This is a genomic window from Phaeobacter sp. JH20_34 (assembly GCF_048056095.1).
GTDB classification, from domain to species: Bacteria; Pseudomonadota; Alphaproteobacteria; order Rhodobacterales; family Rhodobacteraceae; genus Phaeobacter; species Phaeobacter bryozoorum.
Genome location: NZ_JAYMWT010000011.1, coordinates 348,740 through 365,792, shown reverse-complemented (window position 1 = coordinate 365,792; position 17,053 = coordinate 348,740). Strand labels below are relative to the sequence as shown.

Annotated in this window: 14 protein-coding genes; 5 read left to right on the top strand and 9 right to left on the bottom strand. The window is 58.5% G+C overall.

What is annotated here, in order from left to right; all coding sequences use genetic code 11:
- Positions 1-6: 6 nt before the first annotated feature.
- The 5 genes from VWZ81_RS11170 to cysQ form a co-directional block, all read right to left on the bottom strand.
- A complete protein-coding gene (locus tag VWZ81_RS11170) occupies positions 7-1,068 on the bottom strand; it encodes a glycosyltransferase family 2 protein (protein WP_416542731.1) in 1,062 nt (353 codons plus the stop codon).
- 1 nt (position 1,069) lies between these two features.
- Complete coding sequence (gene galE / locus VWZ81_RS11165) at positions 1,070-2,053, bottom strand: UDP-glucose 4-epimerase GalE (RefSeq protein WP_416539859.1); 984 nt, start codon at positions 2,051-2,053, stop codon at positions 1,070-1,072.
- 96 nt (positions 2,054-2,149) lie between these two features.
- The gene (gene galU, locus VWZ81_RS11160) at positions 2,150-3,043 is read right to left on the bottom strand and encodes a UTP--glucose-1-phosphate uridylyltransferase GalU (protein ID WP_416542730.1); all 894 of its coding nucleotides are present in this window, start codon (positions 3,041-3,043) and stop codon (positions 2,150-2,152) included.
- A 184-nt stretch (positions 3,044-3,227) separates the two neighbouring features.
- A complete protein-coding gene (locus tag VWZ81_RS11155; protein ID WP_416542729.1) occupies positions 3,228-4,028 on the bottom strand; it encodes a 3-deoxy-manno-octulosonate cytidylyltransferase in 801 nt (266 codons plus the stop codon).
- Positions 4,028-4,825: a 3'(2'),5'-bisphosphate nucleotidase CysQ gene (cysQ, locus tag VWZ81_RS11150; RefSeq protein ID WP_416542728.1), complete on the bottom strand. Its 798-nt coding sequence runs from the start codon at positions 4,823-4,825 to the stop codon at positions 4,028-4,030. The genes VWZ81_RS11155 and cysQ overlap by 1 nt, the downstream gene beginning before the upstream one ends.
- A gap of 134 nt (positions 4,826-4,959) precedes the next feature.
- Between cysQ and VWZ81_RS11145 the strand changes: the two genes are divergently transcribed.
- On the top strand, positions 4,960-5,781 hold the full coding sequence (locus tag VWZ81_RS11145; RefSeq protein ID WP_340547176.1) for an ABC transporter permease: 822 nt from the start codon (positions 4,960-4,962) through the stop codon (positions 5,779-5,781).
- 21 nt (positions 5,782-5,802) lie between these two features.
- On the opposite strand, the gene VWZ81_RS11140 is transcribed toward VWZ81_RS11145, so the two are convergent.
- On the bottom strand, positions 5,803-6,405 hold the full coding sequence (locus VWZ81_RS11140) for an alpha-ketoglutarate-dependent dioxygenase AlkB family protein (RefSeq protein ID WP_416534313.1): 603 nt from the start codon (positions 6,403-6,405) through the stop codon (positions 5,803-5,805).
- A gap of 212 nt (positions 6,406-6,617) precedes the next feature.
- On the opposite strand from VWZ81_RS11140, the gene dnaK reads away from it, so the two are divergent.
- The 3 genes from dnaK to radC all read left to right on the top strand — a co-directional run bounded on the left by dnaK (position 6,618) and on the right by radC (position 10,670).
- Positions 6,618-8,537 (top strand): molecular chaperone DnaK, encoded by a 1,920-nt coding sequence (gene dnaK / locus VWZ81_RS11135; protein WP_340547174.1) that lies wholly within the window; start codon positions 6,618-6,620, stop codon positions 8,535-8,537.
- Positions 8,538-8,613: 76 nt separating this feature from the next.
- Positions 8,614-9,777: a molecular chaperone DnaJ gene (gene dnaJ / locus VWZ81_RS11130; protein ID WP_340547173.1), complete on the top strand. Its 1,164-nt coding sequence runs from the start codon at positions 8,614-8,616 to the stop codon at positions 9,775-9,777.
- 128 nt (positions 9,778-9,905) lie between these two features.
- On the top strand, positions 9,906-10,670 hold the full coding sequence (gene radC, locus VWZ81_RS11125) for a RadC family protein (RefSeq protein ID WP_416542727.1): 765 nt from the start codon (positions 9,906-9,908) through the stop codon (positions 10,668-10,670).
- A 15-nt stretch (positions 10,671-10,685) separates the two neighbouring features.
- Here the strand turns inward: radC and VWZ81_RS11120 are convergent, their stop codons facing one another.
- From VWZ81_RS11120 to secA, 3 genes are all read right to left on the bottom strand, one after another.
- Entirely contained in the window at positions 10,686-12,242 is a 1,557-nt protein-coding gene (locus VWZ81_RS11120) for a substrate-binding domain-containing protein (protein WP_416542726.1), read from the bottom strand.
- A gap of 24 nt (positions 12,243-12,266) precedes the next feature.
- Positions 12,267-13,199, bottom strand: a complete 933-nt coding sequence (locus tag VWZ81_RS11115) for a hypothetical protein (protein ID WP_416542725.1) — start codon at positions 13,197-13,199, stop codon at positions 12,267-12,269.
- A 137-nt stretch (positions 13,200-13,336) separates the two neighbouring features.
- The gene (gene secA / locus VWZ81_RS11110) at positions 13,337-16,024 is read right to left on the bottom strand and encodes a preprotein translocase subunit SecA (RefSeq protein ID WP_416542724.1); all 2,688 of its coding nucleotides are present in this window, start codon (positions 16,022-16,024) and stop codon (positions 13,337-13,339) included.
- A gap of 177 nt (positions 16,025-16,201) precedes the next feature.
- On the opposite strand from secA, the gene VWZ81_RS11105 reads away from it, so the two are divergent.
- Positions 16,202-17,053 carry a peptidylprolyl isomerase gene (locus tag VWZ81_RS11105; RefSeq protein ID WP_416537728.1) on the top strand — a complete coding sequence of 284 codons (852 nt, stop codon included), beginning with the start codon at positions 16,202-16,204 and terminating at the stop codon, positions 17,051-17,053.

Here is a 17,053-nt window from a genome sequence, read left to right as displayed (position 1 = left end):
AGCGGCTCAGTCCGCGTCCCAATCAGGGGCGCGGGCCAGCCCCAATGCCTCCAACTGATCCGGTCCCTGATATCGGATCGCATCGCTGTGCCAGAGATCCGGTGCCGCAGCCAATTGGTTGTAATAGCCGTCGAACAATTCCGGCGCGCTGAAATGCTGGCCACGCCGCTTTTCGATCTCTGCCTTCTTGGTGATTTCGGGCAAGAATTTGCTGTGCAGCAGAACCCCGGACGGACCTGCCCCACCTGGCCCATCGTATAGTGCATTCAACCGCCTGGGCAGCATTGCATGGGTAGAATTCGTATAGGCGAAGCTGCGGTGCCATTTGACCAGCGGCACCTTGTTCAGCGTAGGTCCCCGTTGCGGCTCATCAGGAAAAAACATCCGCTCCCTGAGGCCGCCCTGTACCCACAGGTTGCCGCGCGGCGCCTGTCGAACCCGGCGATATGGCCCGGTATCAAACCACGGCAATACTCGGCGGGGATCATCACCTGGGACGTAACTCACCTCTCCCACTGACCCCTTGGGAAAAAGATCCAGCATCAAGGCACCGAAGCCAGCCCTGCCATGACGGTCCAGCCAATCTGTCAATCCGCGCAAACCGTGCCGGGCATCACCGCCAAACACCAGCAATTCATCTGCATCAACACTGAGACACCAGCGCCGGTGACCATAACGGATCTGAAGCCATGTCGCCCAGTCGAGACCAAACCGAGCATCGCGATAGCTGGCGCCTGTATGCCAGAGCGAGACATCAGGCTGACCGGCAAGATAGGCGGCGCTGCCATCATCGCTGCCATTGTCGACGATCAGAAAATGGTCGACACCCAGATCGCGATAAAAGGCCAGGAAAAACGGAAGCCGGGTCGCTTCATTGCGCAGCACTGTGATGGCAAGAATTGCATCCCGTTGCAAAATGCGAGTGCGGTCCGTCAGCGTCGTCAGCTGATGCCGGGACCGGAAAGAGCGCCAAAGCAGCCGACGTCGCTGCCACCTCAGCCGATAGGCCGCCGCCAGGGAGATTTCCGGCAGCGGTACAGTACCTGGAGCCCGCTCTGGCCCCGTCACCCTAGCGCTCGTAAGCGCCGGCTTTGTGCCAGCCCCAGGCATCCGCGATCATAGTTTCAAGATCCGATCGCTTCGGCTCCCACCCAAGCAGGGTAGCCGCCCGCACCGAACCCGACACCAGCTTGGTGCAATCGCCGGCACGACGAGGACCAATTGAGTGAGGCACCGATTGACCGGTTGTCGCCTCCGCCTTGTCCATGACTTCCCGTACGGAGAACCCGGTGCCGGTCCCCAGGTTGAAGACCTGGCTCCCTTTGCCGTCTTTCAGCCATTGCAGGCCCAGCACATGGGCGTCGACCAGATCGCAGACGTGAACATAGTCACGCACGCAGGTGCCATCCGGGGTGTCATAGTCGGTTCCAAAAATGGTCAGCGCGTCACGTTTGCCCTCAATCGCATCCAGCACCAGCGGCACCAGATGAGTCTCGGGGCGGTGGAACTCGCCCACCTCGGCCTCGGGGTCGGCACCCGCCACGTTGAAGTAACGGAATATCACCGACCGCAGCCCATGCGAGGCGCCAAAATCGCGCAGGATGTCTTCTACCGCGCGTTTGGACGCGCCATAGGCATTAAGGGGAAGCTGCGGCGTGCTTTCGTCCAGCACCACATTGTCATGCTCCCCATAGGTGGCGCAGGTTGATGAGAAAACGAAATCGAGGCAGCCGGCTGCCACCGCGGCTTCAATCAGCGTGAGAGACCCGCCGACATTGTTGGCCCAGTAGCGCCCGGGTTCGCTCATGGCTTCACCAACCTGGCTCAACGCCGCGAAGTGCATCACGGCGGCTGGTTGATATTTGGCAAAAACCTCGTCCAGTCGCAGACGATCAGCCAGATCCCCCTTTTCAAAGGGTCCGAACTTCACGGCGTCCTGCCAGCCAGTCACCAGATTATCGTAGGTTACGGGGGTAAAACCGGCAGCCTTTAGTGCCTTGCAGGCATGAGAGCCAATATAACCCGCTCCACCAGTCACCAGAATATATGTCAAAGCAGCGTCTTCCTGATCAAAAGGCCGGACAGTGCTGTCCGGCCACCCAATTTCCAGATGTTCACAATCTCCGCCACTCTCGGCGAAGTGATCGGCTTACTGCGCCGCCTTGTCGACCTGCGCAATCTCATTGATGTAGCACATCAGATCATCGCGCAGCTCGTCACGTGCCAGCGCAAAGGCGACGGTTGCCTGCAGGAAACCAGCCTTGGATCCGCAATCAAAGCGCTGACCACGGAAACGATAGCCGTAGACCGGTACATCGTCGGCGATATCTTCGGCAATGGCATCGGTCAGCTGGATCTCACCACCGGCGCCCTGTTTCTTCTTATTGAGATTGCGCAAGACCGATGGCGCCAGGATATAGCGACCAATAACCGCCAGATTAGACGGGGCATCTTCGGCTTTGGGCTTTTCAACCATGCCATTTACCGACACCACCGAGCCCATGTCGTCGCGCACATCCAGCACACCGTAGGACGATGTCTGTTCTGGCGGAACCTCCATGGCCGCGACCATATTGCCGCCGGTTTCCTCGTAGGCTTCCACCATCTGCTTCAGGCAGGGAGTTTCCGCCGCGATGACATCATCAGGCAGGATCACCGCAAAGGGTTCATTGGCGATCAGGCGACGCGCGCACCAGACCGCGTGACCAAGGCCCAGCGCCTGATGCTGGCGAATATAGGCAATCGCACCCGATTCCATATTGGTCGCTTTCAGGATTTCCAGCAGATCATCCTTACCCTTCTTGCGCAGCTCCTGCTCAAGCATGGGCGAATGGTCGAAATAATCCTCTAGCGCTCCTTTGCCGCGCGAGGTGACAAAGATGAACTCCTTGATGCCGGCCTCTCGGGCCTCATCAATGGCATATTGGACCAGCGGGCGGTCAACCAGCGTCATGATTTCTTTGGGAACCGATTTGGTTGCCGGCAGGAATCTGGTTCCAAGCCCGGCCACCGGAAAAATTGCCTTCGTTACTTTTCTACGCATCTCGCACTCTCGTTTCTATTTCTCAAACCGTTCTGATGCGGTTCGTCAGTGGGGCCGTTTAGGTGGCAAAACCTGCCTCGAAAGGCCGGTCAGAGTATTCCGTAGGCAATTCAGAAAATATACCCCCAGTCACATTTCGCTCACGGCATCCCGTATCATGTTTCATATTATCGACAATTCAGGCCTATTTGTGACCCATTTTTTTCATCATCGCCTCAATCCGGGGAACATCCTCGGGGTTGTTCAGCTCCCAGAACTCGCGTCCACGTGCTTCAACCTCCACGCAGAGAATCTTGCGCCCGTTCTCAAGAAAGCGCAGCTGCTCCAGCCCTTCGAGGGTTTCCAATGGCCCGACAGGCCAGCCAGGATAGGCGCTCAGCGCGTCCGGGCGATAGGCATAGACACCGACGTGGTGAAACATCGGCGTCTCCTGATCTGAACCATAGGTTTCGGACGTAAAGGGCACCACCTCCTTGGAGAAGTAGAGCGCATTATGGTCGCTACCGAACACTGCCGTGGTGCCGCCAACACGACCGGCCTTACGGTCTGCCAGCAGACTGTTCAGCGTCGCGCCGTCGCAGCGCAGCACCGGCGTTGCCAACCCTTTGTCAGGCGCGCCGCGCAGGCCGACAATCAGATCCTCGATAAACCAATGCGGCGTCAGCGGCGCGTCCCCTTGCAGGTTCACCACGATATCATAACCGCCGCCAAGTTTATCCAGCGCTTCGGCGCAACGCTCCGTCCCGTTGGCGCAGCTTTCGGAGGTCATAACAACCTCGGCACCAAACCCGGTGGCAGCATCGCGAATTCGGTCGTCGTCGGTTGCGACAACCACACGATCTACGCCATTGACGGCCATGGCCGCACGCCAGGAGCGTTCGATCAGCGTTTGGCTCTCGCCGCTGGACCCGGTCAAAGCAACAAGCGGCTTACCAGGATAGCGAGTCGAAGCATAGCGGGCGGGAATGACGATAAGGACGGACATCAGGCTTTCTTAAGCTCCACACCCGGCGCATAGGCTATAAAGAAAGGATTCGCATAGCCTTCCTTGCCGTAGGTCAGTGGCGAATGATCATCAAAACGTACCACTTGACCACCGGCACCGCAAAGGACCGCATGACCAGCGGCGGTATCCCATTCCATGGTCCGCCCCACCCGCGGATATAGATCGGCTTCGCCTGTTGCGACCAGACAGAACTTCAGCGAAGACCCCGCGCTCTTGCTGTCCTTCACGGCGTATTTGTTGATGTAATCATCGGTGGCCTGATCTCGGTGCGATTTCGACGCAACCACCATCAGCGCATCATTATCACTGTCTGCAACACGAATGGGTTTGATCTCTCCCATGGCTGACGGATCAAAAGCGCCGGTTTCCTCAACCGCTGATCCGTCCGCCAAGGTGAAGAACATCCGAGACCGCGCCGGCGCATAGACAACGCCGCGCGTCGGCACACCGTTTTCGACAAATGCGATATTGACGGTAAAATCACCGCGGCGGTGGATGAACTCCTTGGTTCCGTCCAGCGGATCCACAATCAGAAAGGTGTGCCCGCTCTTGCTGTGCGATTCCGCCTGTTCCTCGGTCACCAGCATCACGTCGGGAAAGGCTGCGCGCAACCCGGCAGAAATCAACGCATCGGCGGCCTCGTCAGCGGCGGTTACCGGGCTTTCATCCGATTTTACCTTCACCTCGAATTCATCCGAATTATAGATCTCCATGATCTTCTCTCCGGCTTCGATCGCCAATCGGCGGATTACCGGAATAAGCTCATCATATGTCACAAACACTCTCCCTGACCGGGTTTGGTTGATTACAGCAGTTGTCCCCCTTATGGTCGGGGTGAAACGGAACAGCAAGATTTCCGTGGTAACGATAAGCAGAGTTTCACCTAAAGCAGGTCCGGCTAAGCGACATCATGTTCGAGCAACGCCACAAACGGTCACGTCTCAGCAGCCTCATCGCCATGGGTGAGGTTGTCTTTCATTCCGTGGCCCGCAGCGTTCGCTCCAAACATAATAATGCGTTCATGGCTCTGGCGACCAATCTCACGCAGGCGGTGATGTTTGTCATCGTGTTCTACGTGATGTTTTCCCTGCTCGGCCTGCGCGGTTCGGCCATTCGCGGCGATTTCCTGCTCTATGTGATGTCGGGTGTGTTTTTGTTCCTGACCCACACCAAGGCCGTTTCCGCTGTCGCCGGAGCAGAGGGGCCAAGCAGCCCTATGATGCAGCACGCCCCGATGAACACGATCGTCGCCATTCTGTCGGCGGCACTGGGATCACTGTATATTCAGGTGCTGTCGATGCTGATCATCCTGTTCGTCTATCACGTGGCGTTCACCCCGATTGAAATAGAGGAACCGATTGCGGCCTTTGGCATGGTGCTGCTCTCCTGGATAACCGGTGCTGCGGTAGGTTTGATCCTGCTGGTCATGAAACCTTGGTCGCCCGGGACTGTTGGCATCATCTCCACGATCTACCAAAGGGCCAATATGATCGCCTCGGGCAAGATGTTCCTGGCGAACACTCTGCCCAGCTTCATGCTGTCGATGTTCGACTGGAACCCGCTGTTTCATTGCATAGATCAGGCGCGTGGGTTTGTGTTCATCAACTACAACCCCCATTTCAGCAACTGGCAATACGCAGGTTGGGTGGCGCTCGTCCTGATCATGATCGGACTAATGGGGGAGTTTTACACCCGTCGCCGTGCCTCGATCAGTTGGGGTGCCAAACGCTGATCGACGGATTGACGCAATGGCTCAGGTCACCACGCGAAGTGTCAGGTTTATGCGACCACCCTTTGGCAGCAAACGCGAGGATTTGAAGCGGATGCGGTCAACCCCATGATAGGTCAGCCGCGCCTCGCCCCCCATCACGACGACATCGCCTGAGTTCAGCCAGACGGTCTCCGTCTTACCGCCACGGAATTGATTGCCGATCCGCAGAAGGCCGTCATCGCCCAGAGAGACGGACACCACCGGGTAAGAGAAATCCGCCTCATCCTTGTCCTGATGCAGACCCATGCGGGCGCCCTCGCCATAGTAGTTGATCAAACAACAGTCCGGTTGTCGCTCCAGCCCTGTGCTGGCCCGCCAGATATCCAGGATTTCTGCCGGGATTTTCGGCCAGCCCTGGCCGGAGGGATGCCGATCCTGATAACGATACCCGCCCCTGTCACTCACCCAGCCGCATACCCCGGCCGAGGTCATTCGCACCGACATCTTGCCGCCACCGGGCACCTCGGGCGAGAACAGAGGAGCGGCGCGCAGAACGGGACGCAGACAGTCAATCAGCTGTCGCTGCCGTTCCGTATCCAACAGGGGTTTTGTCAGCTCAAATCCCCGCAACCGCAACTTCATCATCACCGTTAGCCTGTTCTTAACCGCTCCCCTGTCAAAAACCGCAGTAATTCGCGAAACAGGACACGATCTGGCGGTTGCAGGGGGCATTTGCGCTCCCTATATACGCCGGGAAGCGGGGAGGTGCAGACCAAACCGCAACTGAATCGGGGCCGGAATGCCAAAATGGGTTCAGACCTCGGGTAATCGCCTTAGAAAGTGAAAAGGGATCGAAAATGAGCAAAGTTATCGGAATCGACCTCGGGACCACCAACTCCTGTGTGGCCATCATGGACGGATCGCAGCCTCGCGTTATCGAAAACGCTGAGGGCGCCCGTACCACGCCGTCGATCGTAGCCTTCACCGACGATGAGCGTCTGGTGGGCCAGCCTGCCAAACGTCAGGCCGTCACCAACCCGGACAACACCGTATTCGGCGTAAAGCGCCTGATTGGTCGCCGGTTCGATGACAGCGATCTGGCCAAAGACAAGAAAAACCTGCCTTTCGCCGTAATCAACGGCGGCAATGGTGACGCATGGGTCGAAGCCAAGGGTGAGAAATACTCCCCGTCGCAGATCTCTGCTTTCATCCTGGGCAAGATGAAAGAAACCGCCGAGTCCTACCTCGGTGAAGAAGTGACCCAGGCCGTCATCACCGTGCCTGCGTATTTCAACGACGCCCAGCGTCAGGCCACCAAAGACGCCGGCAAGATTGCCGGTCTCGAAGTGCTGCGCATCATCAACGAACCAACAGCAGCGGCCCTGGCCTATGGTCTGGACAAGGAAGAAACCCAAACCATCGCGGTCTATGACCTTGGTGGCGGTACCTTCGACGTGACCATTCTTGAAATCGACGACGGCCTGTTTGAGGTGAAATCCACCAATGGCGACACGTTCCTTGGTGGTGAAGACTTTGACATGCGCATCGTCAACTACCTGGCAGACCAATTCAAGAAAGAGCACGGCGTCGACCTGACCAAGGACAAAATGGCTCTGCAGCGTCTGAAAGAAGCCGCTGAAAAAGCCAAGATTGAGCTGTCCTCCTCCAGCCAGACCGAAATCAACCAGCCGTTCATCTCGATGGATCCGTCCTCGGGCCAGCCGCTGCACCTGGTCATGAAACTGACCCGTGCCAAGCTGGAGAGCCTGGTTGGCGATCTGATCAAGGCGTCGATGAAGCCCTGCGCCGCTGCGCTGAAAGATGCCGGTCTCTCGGCATCTGACGTCGACGAAGTTGTTCTGGTCGGCGGTATGACCCGCATGCCCAAGGTGATCGAGGAAGTCAGCAAATTCTTCGGCAAAGACCCCCACAAGGGTGTGAACCCGGATGAGGTTGTTGCGATGGGCGCCGCCATTCAGGCCGGTGTTCTGCAAGGCGACGTGAAAGACGTTGTTCTGCTCGACGTGACACCGCTGTCCCTGGGTATCGAAACCCTCGGTGGCGTCTTCACCCGACTGATCGACCGCAACACCACCATCCCGACCAAGAAGAGCCAGGTGTTCTCTACCGCCGAAGACAACCAGAACGCCGTGACCATTCGTGTGTTCCAGGGTGAGCGCGAGATGGCGGCCGACAACAAGATGCTCGGCCAGTTCAACCTTGAGGACATCCCGCCCGCACCGCGCGGCATGCCGCAGATCGAAGTGACCTTCGACATCGACGCAAACGGCATCGTGTCCGTTGGCGCCAAGGATAAGGCGACTGGTAAAGAGCAGAATATCACCATCCAGGCCTCCGGTGGTCTGTCCGATGAGGATATCGAAAAAATGGTCAAGGATGCCGAGGACAATGCCGAGGCAGACAAGGAACGTCGCGAGCTGATCGAAGCGAAGAACCAGGCCGAAAGCCTGATTCACTCCACCGAGAAATCGATGGAAGAGCATGCGGACAAGGTGGACCCGACCACCATCGAAGCGATCGAACTGGCCATTGCCGCGCTGAAGGATGACCTCGAAAACGAGAAATCCACCGCCGACAAGATCAAGTCTGGCGTTCAGAACGTCACCGAAGCGGCCATGAAGCTGGGCGAAGCGATCTACAAGTCGAGCCAGGAAGAGGCAGCGGATGAACCCGCCGCCGCGGATGAGGCTTCAGGCCCCGGTGATGATGACATTGTCGATGCCGAATTCGAAGATCTGGACGACAACAAGCGTTAAGGTCTGATTTTGGCCAAAGCGGGCCGGTCCGAACCCCGGGCCGGCCCGCTTTCGTTGCGGCAAGAAGGGTATTCCGATGTCCAAACGAGATTACTATGACGTTCTCGGGGTGTCCAAAGGGGCCACCGCCGATGAAATCAAGAAAGGCTTTCGCAAGAAGGCCAAAGAGCTGCACCCCGACCGGAACAAGGACAATCCCGAAGCCGAGGGGAAGTTCAAGGAGGCCAATGAGGCCTACGATGTCCTGAAGGACCCTGAGAAGAAGGCCGCTTATGATCGTTACGGTCACGCCGCCTTTGAAAACGGCATGGGCGGCGGCCAACGCGGCGGTCAAGGCGGCCAGGGCTTTGGCGGCGGCGACTTTTCGTCTGCCTTCTCAGATGTCTTCGACGATCTGTTCGGCGACTTCATGGGTGGACGCGGCGGCCAGGGTGGCGGGCGGCAACGAGCCGCGCGCGGCTCGGATCTGCGCTACAACCTGCGCATCTCGCTTGAGGATGCTTTTGCGGGGATGCACAAAACGATCAACGTACCGACCGCTGTCGCCTGTGGATCCTGCGAAGGCACTGGCGCTGAGGGCGGAGTGGAACCAACGACATGCCCGACCTGTTCCGGTATGGGCAAGGTTCGCGCGCAGCAGGGTTTCTTCACGGTGGAGCGCACCTGCCCCACCTGCTCCGGCCTTGGCCAGATCATCAAGAACCCCTGCAAATCCTGCCAGGGCCATGGTCGTGTAGAGAAAGATCGCTCCCTGTCGGTGAACATCCCGGCAGGCGTGGAAACCGGCACCCGCATTCGCCTTGCCGGCGAGGGTGAGGCCGGTATGCGCGGTGGTCCTCCCGGTGATCTCTATATTTTTGTTGAAGTCTCCGCACATGACCTGTTTGAGCGGGATGGAAACAACCTATACTGCCGGGTACCGGTATCCATGGCAAAGGCCGCATTGGGCGGCGCCATAGAAGTTCCGACCATTGATGGTGGCCGTGGCCGTGTGCAGATCCCGGAAGGTAGCCAGTCCGGCCGCCAGATGCGCCTGCGTGGCAAGGGCATGCCTGCCCTGCGCGGCGGTGCAACCGGTGACATGTTCATAGAACTGGCGGTGGAAACCCCGGTGAACCTCACCGCCCGGCAGAAGGAACTGCTGCGTGAATTCGAGGATCTCTCCGAGGACAACACCAACCCGGAAAGCCGGAGTTTCTTCTCCTCCGTGAAAAGCTTCTGGGACGGGATGAAGGGCTGATCCCCTCCCCATTCTAAACCAATATTAAGCGCTCCAATGGGGCGCTTTTTTCGTTGGTTTTGCGGCTGGCCGCATGGTGATCCATTTGCATTAACCCTTCCTCAACCACGATGGCCACAGCATAGCCTATGGCCAAGGATCCCGCGTTTCAGGATGTCTCTCTCCCGCTGTTCCCCAACAGCGCAGAGATGGGGCCTGCCTCCCCGCCAGAGCGGCGCCTGCCCTCCTATATCAGGGATCACCGCGCGCGGTTGCGCGAGCGTTTTATGGACGGGGGCGCGGCTGCGATGCCGGACTATGAGTTGCTGGAACTTCTGCTCTTTCGATCCATTCCGCGCCGCGATGTCAAACCTCTGGCCCGGCTCCTGCTTGAGACCTTCGGAGATTTCAACCGGGTTATCACCGCGCCCCCTGAACGTCTCTCGAAGGTGAATGGCATCGGCGAGGCTGTCGTCGCGGATCTTAAGATCCTGGAGGCTGCCGCCCATCGAATGGCCCGCGCCAAAATCATGCAGCGACCGGTCTTGTCCTCTTGGGACGCGCTTCTGGACTATTGCCATACCGTCATGGCCCATCGTGAGACCGAACAGTTCCGTGTCCTCTACCTAGATCGCAAGAACGCTCTGGTCGCGGATGAGGAACAGGCCAGGGGCACCGTCGATCATGTGCCGGTCTACCCGCGAGAGATCGCCAAGCGGGCCCTTGAAATAAGCGCCAGCGCCCTGATCCTGGTACATAATCACCCGTCGGGCGACCCGACCCCATCGCAGAGCGACATCGAGATGACCGACCGGGTTGCGCGGGCACTCGCCACTCTGGATATCGTTCTGCATGATCATCTGATCATCGGAAAATCTCGCGAACTGAGCTTTCGCTCCGAAGGATATCTCTAGCGGTCTGAAGCTATTTTAGCGAACCCAGACTTCGACCCGTCGATTGACCTGTCGGCCCCATCGCTGGTCTTCACAGGCCATCGGCAGCGCCTCACCAAAGGCCGCCACCGCTATTTCGGTTCGCTCGAGATTCGCGGTTTCAGCTGCCGCGATGACCGCATCTCGCACCGCCTCCGCTCGTTTCAACGCAATGGATTTATTACCGCTCGCCGGGCCATCGCCATCTGAGAAGCCGACAAAAACCAGCTCCCGCGCATCATAGGCCCCAGCCTCCAGGGACCGGGCGAGCTGACTGATATTGCTTCGCGATTGCGCATCGGGGCGGGTCGATCCCGGTTCAAAGCGAAACGACGTGGTCAACCGCTGCAGACCGTCCAGGCGACTGACCAATCTCTGCAACTCCGCAAGGGAGACCTCCGGCCCGGCTGCGCTGATGGCATTGGCCAGACGGTCGCCCTGAACATTCATCGAAATTCTCTCTGGTGCCTGATCAACGAACCCGGCTCTGCGGATCACAATCTGCGCTGCGGGACCGCGAACATAACTCAGAAAATCCCGCGCAAGCTTGGGCAACCGTCGTGACGGGAGATATAGAAACATCGGCGCGGTCAGCGGATAGTCTTCTGTCTTGATTGACCGGCGATTGGCCCGCAGCGAGAAGCCACACGCGCCGCGCAGGGTCAGGACGCGTGCGGTCGATGTTTCGGCAAAGCTCGCCAGCCCAAGGGCAAAGGGATCTGTCGCAACGACTCGCACCAAGGTGCTGCCACGGTCGTGGCGCCGCAGACGACTGCCGAGCGCCGCAATATTTGGCGGCTCAAGCCGGTCAGAAATCGCCTGAGCCAAGCCAGAGCCCGCGACGGGCAGATGAAGAGAGATCGGCGCGTCAGCCCCACCCAGCTCAGACCAGTTTTTCAGATCCCCGGATAGAACGCGCGCGAGATTCGACACCGAAATCGAGCGCACAGGGTTCCCCGGTGCCACCACCGGAACCATGGCGTCCAGCGCCAGAACGCGACTGCGTTGTGACCCTGTCATATCCCCCATTCCGGCCTCACGCGCGCGCTCACGCTCCGCGCTGCGGATTTCGCGCAGGGCCATCACGATATCGGCTTCATTGGCCAGAAGATCGGCAAACCCTTCGTCGGTATTGCTGACAAAAAAGCTGAACCTGGCGGCGACTCGACCTGTGTCCCGCAGTAACACATAGTCAAAATTATTGTCGGGCATCGGATCTCGCCGGGTCTGGAAACCGTTTCTGAGTGCGAACCCTTCGATCAGCGCCGGTAACAGAACCTCTGCCATGGTGGAAGAACCCGACAGGGTAATCTCCGCAACATAATCAGACAGGCTCGGGCAACCGGGCCCCTCACAGCTGACGCCGGACCCATCAACCGTCAGCTCACCGAACTTCGTATCAACGCGATAGAATTCACCATCAAAACCCAGAATATTCCCGGTGATCTCAACGGCGCCGTCAGGTGAGGAAAGGGTCACATCCTGCGCATTGAGCGGCAGGATTCCAGCGACAAGAAAGAGTGCGGCGCCTACCGCCGCACGAAGCAAAGCCATGAGAAATCCTGAATAAACCGCTAGTTAATTTGCGGCGATTTTCAGTGTTTCTAGCAAATTATTCAACACAAGAAAATCACCCGTAGCGGCACAATCAGGCATCGCCAGTGTCAGATCACGGGTGCGCAGCTTTCCATCGCGCAGTTCAAGCGTCTGCGCCGAAACGTCACGACCGCAATTGATCGCGGTCACCTCGGCCTCGACGGTCAGGTCGATCACACCACTACGGTCGCCGCCAAGCCGTGGAACGCTGTAGATCTCTGCCAAACGCGGCGCCAGCTGCGAGGCATCGCCAAGCTGCACGACCGACCCCCGGCCAGCTGTAAGATCAGCACCGCGCCAGACATGACCAGCGCTGCCATACCCCGCGCCAAACTCGCGCGCGTGCAGTTCAAAGCCGCTATTGCCAGCCCATTGCAGGACCACCCGGCTGACCAGATTTAGATCAGGCACCGAAGTTGTCGCCACTGCACCACGGCCTGTTTTCGGCTCGACGATAAAAACTGCGGTAGAAGAAAGTGCCGGCACCTGAACGGTCAGCGCGCCGGTATCGTCCAGGCGGCTGGAGAACATCATTCCATTGTGATGAATGGTCAACCGCTCTCCGGGACGGCAAAGGGACAAGATCGTCAAACGCACCTCTGCCATCGGGCTGGCGACGGCTTCTGCTGTCATATCGCAGGTGGTCTCTGGGTAATGACGCCCGGCCTGACGGGCTTCGCCCTCGCCGCCGGAAGCAGGTGTGGCCGCAGTGAGGCTGATCGCCTCAATCTGAAGTGCACCACCGGTCGAGAGGTCTGGCAGGTTGTCTACGGCCGCAACCGCAAGCCCCTTCGCAGGAACCGCGGCTTCTGCAGTCGCCTGCGGACCGCCATCGGCATGTTGCATAACAAGACCGATCGCGAGTGCGCTACAGAGGGTGGCCGCGCTCATCAAGGCTGTACGTTTGCTGATCATTACCGACTCCTTACCCAAAAAGGTTAAGGAACCGTGACGCAGAAAGGCGACCAATTGATGGCCGCCCCTTGCTGAGAATCTGGCGAAAGCATGCAATTTTCACTGTTTTCGCCAGACTATGTCACCTGTCCGGCGCCTCAGCTGAGGCTGCCATGGCAGTGTTTGAACTTCTTGCCAGACCCACAAGGGCATTTGTCATTGCGAGATGGATTGCCCCATGTCGAGGGATCGTCTTCAACAAACCCATCGGCTGGTGCCTCTGGCGACGCAGCGCCAGCAGCGGCCCTTTGCAGTTCCGCCTGCTGGGCGGCCAGCTGCATCATCATCTGGCGCTGCTCTTCTTCGCTGATGGGGCGCACATGTGCGAGCTGCTGAGTGACGGTTTCACGCAGCGTATCGAGCATGGTTTCAAACAGCTGGAAACTCTCATTCTTATATTCATTGAGCGGATCACGCTGCGCATAGCCCCGGAAGCCCACCACAGAACGCAGATGTTCCAGCGTCAGAAGATGTTCGCGCCATTTTGCGTCGATGGTCTGAAGCAGAACCTGCTTTTCGATATTGCGCATGGTTTCAGCACCAAACGCTTCGGTCTTTTCTGCCATCTTGGCATCGCTGGCGGCGACCAGACGTTCGCGGATCTGCTCGTCATCGACGCCTTCTTCGGCAGCCCAGTCGACCACGGGGACATCAAGCCCGAGTTTCTCGCGGACCTGCGCCTGCAGGCCCTCGCTGTCCCATTGGTCGGCATAGGTCTTGGCCGGCATATGCACATCGAGAAGATCGTCGATCACCTCATGACGCATATCACCGACAATTTCGGACAGATCTTCAGCAGCCATGATTTCGCGACGCTGGTTAAAGATTACCTTGCGCTGATCATTCATCACGTCGTCGAATTTCAGAACGTTCTTACGCATGTCAAAGTTGCGGCCTTCGACCTTTGCCTGGGCGCGTTCCAGCGACTTGTTCACCCAAGGGTGAATGATCGCCTCGCCCTCTTTCATGCCAAGGGTCGACAACAGCTTGTCCAGCCGCTCTGACCCGAAGATGCGCATCAGATCATCTTCAAGGCTGAGGTAGAACACGGTGCGACCCGGATCGCCCTGGCGACCGGAGCGACCGCGCAGCTGGTTGTCGATCCGGCGGCTCTCGTGGCGTTCGGAAGCCATCACGAACAGGCCACCTGCGTCCAGAACACTCTGCTTTTCCGCGGCATGTTTGGCCTCTTCCTCGGTGCGCAGGGCAACCGGGTCGGCATCGGGCTGGGCGTCCAGCGCATCCAGCACCTTCAGCTCCACATTACCGCCCAACTGAATGTCAGTCCCGCGGCCGGCCATGTTGGTAGCGATGGTCACAGCGCCCAGACGACCGGCCTCCGCCACGATCTTGGCTTCCTGTTCGTGGTGACGGGCGTTCAGCACGTTGTGCTTGATGCCCTCTTTCTCCAGCATCTGGCTGAGCAGCTCGGATTTTTCGATCGAGGTCGTGCCCAAAAGAACAGGCTGGCCCTTTTCATGGGCCTTCTTGGTCTCTTCAATCATCGCACGGTATTTCTCGACAGCCGTGCGGTAGACCTGATCGTCCTCATCCTTACGAGCGATTGGTCGGTTGGTTGGAACCTCGACCACACCCAGACCGTAGATCTCGGCAAATTCCTCGGCCTCGGTCATCGCTGTGCCGGTCATCCCGGACAGCTTGCTGTAGAGGCGGAAGTAGTTCTGAAAGGTCACGGAGGCCAGCGTTGTGTTCTCGGGCTGAATCTTAACCTCTTCCTTGGCTTCGATGGCCTGATGCAGACCCTCGGAAAGGCGGCGACCGGCCATCATCCGACCGGTGAATTCATCGATCAGCACCACCTCGCCATCGCGCACGATGTAGTCCTTGTCGCGCTGGAACAGCTTATGCGCCCGCAGCGCCTGGTTGACGTGATGTACTACCGTAGTGCTCTCAGGATCATACAGTGACGCTCCCTCTTCCAGCAGGCCATGGGCGATCAACTGCTGCTCGAGGTATTCGTTGCCATCCTCGGTGAAGGTCACGCCGCGGGTTTTTTCGTCCAGCTCATAGTGATCATCACTCAGGAGCGGGATCATCTTGTCGATGGTCGAGTAGAGTTCCGAGCGATCTTCCGCCGGACCTGAGATGATCAGCGGCGTACGCGCCTCGTCGATCAGGATCGAGTCGACCTCATCCACAATCGCGAAATTATGGTGTTTCTGGAAAACCTGATCGAGGCTCGGCTTCATGTTGTCGCGCAGGTAGTCAAAGCCCAGCTCGTTGTTGGTCGCATAAGTGACATCGCTCTGATAGGCAGCCATCTTCTCTGCATCAGGCTGGCCGGACCAGATCACGCCGGTGGTCATGCCGAGTTGCGCAAAGACCTTGCCCATCCACTCGCTGTCGCGCTTGGCGAGGTATTCGTTCACCGTCACCACATGCACGCCCTTGCCGGTCAGCGCATTGAGATAGGCCGGGAAGGTCGCAACGAGGGTTTTACCCTCACCGGTCTTCATCTCGGAAATATTGCCCTGGTGCAGAAAGATGCCACCCATGAGCTGCGTATCAAAGGCCCGCAGCCCCAGCGCACGCCGCGCCGCCTCGCGTACATTGGCAAAAGCCTCGGGCAGAAGGTCATCCAGGCTCTCGCCGTCACCGGCGCGCTTGCGCAGCTCGGCGGTTTTGTCCTGCAACTCCTGATCGCTGAGTTTCTCGAACTCGGGCTCCAGCGCGTTGATCTTGGCAATCAGCGGCCGTGTCGCCTTGATTTTGCGGTCATTCGGCGTGCCGAAAACCTTTTTGGCGAGTGTTCCGATACCCAGCATGTGTTCTCCAACCGTCCTGTCATTGGCCCCTGGCGTTGGCAGGCTTGCCCGCCCCGCTTGCAACTCATAAACAATGATGGAACAGCGGTCCTGTCAAAGGCCTCATGGCGATGTAAGGTCCCGCAAATACGGTGTCAACGCTACGCCCAGCCGTGGCCAGAGAATAGGAAGAATTCAATGCGCAAAGGTCTCACTTATTTGTCGGGGCTGGCCCTGACGGCCGCCTTGACACTGCCCATACCCGCTGTGGCCGAACCACATGCCAATACAGTGGTTGCAAAGGTGAATGGCGAAGAGATCACGATTGGTCACATGATCATCGCCCGCGCGACGCTGCCGCAGCAGTATCAGCAGCTGCCGGATGATGTTCTCTATGACGCAATTCTGGACCAGCTGATTCAGCAAACCAGCCTGAAACAGGAACTGAATGGCGAGGTTCCGAAATACGTCGAACTCTCCCTCGAGAACGAAGCCCGTTCGCTGCTGGCCGCTGATGTCATCGAAAAGGTGATGGAGGGTGCCGCCTCCGAACAGGACCTTCGCGCCGCCTACGACGAGAAATACACCGACGGAACCGGCGGTGATGAATTCAACGCCTCGCATATTCTGGTCGAGACCAAGGAGGATGCAGCCGAAATTCGCGCCGAGCTGGAGGCTGGTGCTGATTTTGCCACTCTAGCGCGCGAACGGTCGACCGGTCCCTCCGGCCCGAACGGTGGGGAGCTCGGCTGGTTTGGCAAGGGGCGCATGGTCCCGGAATTTGAAGAAGCCGTCCTCGCGATGCGTACCGGTGACGTCTCCGAACCGGTTCAAACCCAGTTCGGCTGGCATGTGATCAAGCTCAACGAACGGCGCACCTCTGCTGCGCCTACCTTTGACGAGGTCCGCGAAGAGCTTGCAGCGCAGATGCGCCAGGACGCGGTAGAAGAGCGCGTACTCTCCCTGACCACCTCGGCAACGATTGAACGCCCTGAAATCGAAGATCTAGACCCCGCAATCCTGAAAAACCTTGACCTGGTTAGGAACTGA

Excerpts from the sequence above, each read along its gene's own strand:
- radC (WP_416542727.1), top strand. The coding sequence starts at position 9,906 with ATGGCCAAGGATCCCGCGTTTCAGGATGTCTCTCTCCCGCTGTTCCCC.
- secA (WP_416542724.1), bottom strand. The coding sequence starts at position 16,024 with ATGCTGGGTATCGGAACACTCGCCAAAAAGGTTTTCGGCACGCCGAAT.
- VWZ81_RS11155 (WP_416542729.1), bottom strand. The coding sequence starts at position 4,028 with ATGTCCGTCCTTATCGTCATTCCCGCCCGCTATGCTTCGACTCGCTAT.
- VWZ81_RS11115 (WP_416542725.1), bottom strand. The coding sequence starts at position 13,199 with ATGATCAGCAAACGTACAGCCTTGATGAGCGCGGCCACCCTCTGTAGC.
- VWZ81_RS11140 (WP_416534313.1), bottom strand. The coding sequence starts at position 6,405 with ATGATGAAGTTGCGGTTGCGGGGATTTGAGCTGACAAAACCCCTGTTG.
- dnaJ (WP_340547173.1), top strand. The coding sequence starts at position 8,614 with ATGTCCAAACGAGATTACTATGACGTTCTCGGGGTGTCCAAAGGGGCC.
- galU (WP_416542730.1), bottom strand. The coding sequence starts at position 3,043 with ATGCGTAGAAAAGTAACGAAGGCAATTTTTCCGGTGGCCGGGCTTGGA.
- dnaK (WP_340547174.1), top strand. The coding sequence starts at position 6,618 with ATGAGCAAAGTTATCGGAATCGACCTCGGGACCACCAACTCCTGTGTG.
- VWZ81_RS11105 (WP_416537728.1), top strand. The coding sequence starts at position 16,202 with ATGCGCAAAGGTCTCACTTATTTGTCGGGGCTGGCCCTGACGGCCGCC.
- VWZ81_RS11145 (WP_340547176.1), top strand. The coding sequence starts at position 4,960 with ATGTTCGAGCAACGCCACAAACGGTCACGTCTCAGCAGCCTCATCGCC.
- VWZ81_RS11120 (WP_416542726.1), bottom strand. The coding sequence starts at position 12,242 with ATGGCTTTGCTTCGTGCGGCGGTAGGCGCCGCACTCTTTCTTGTCGCT.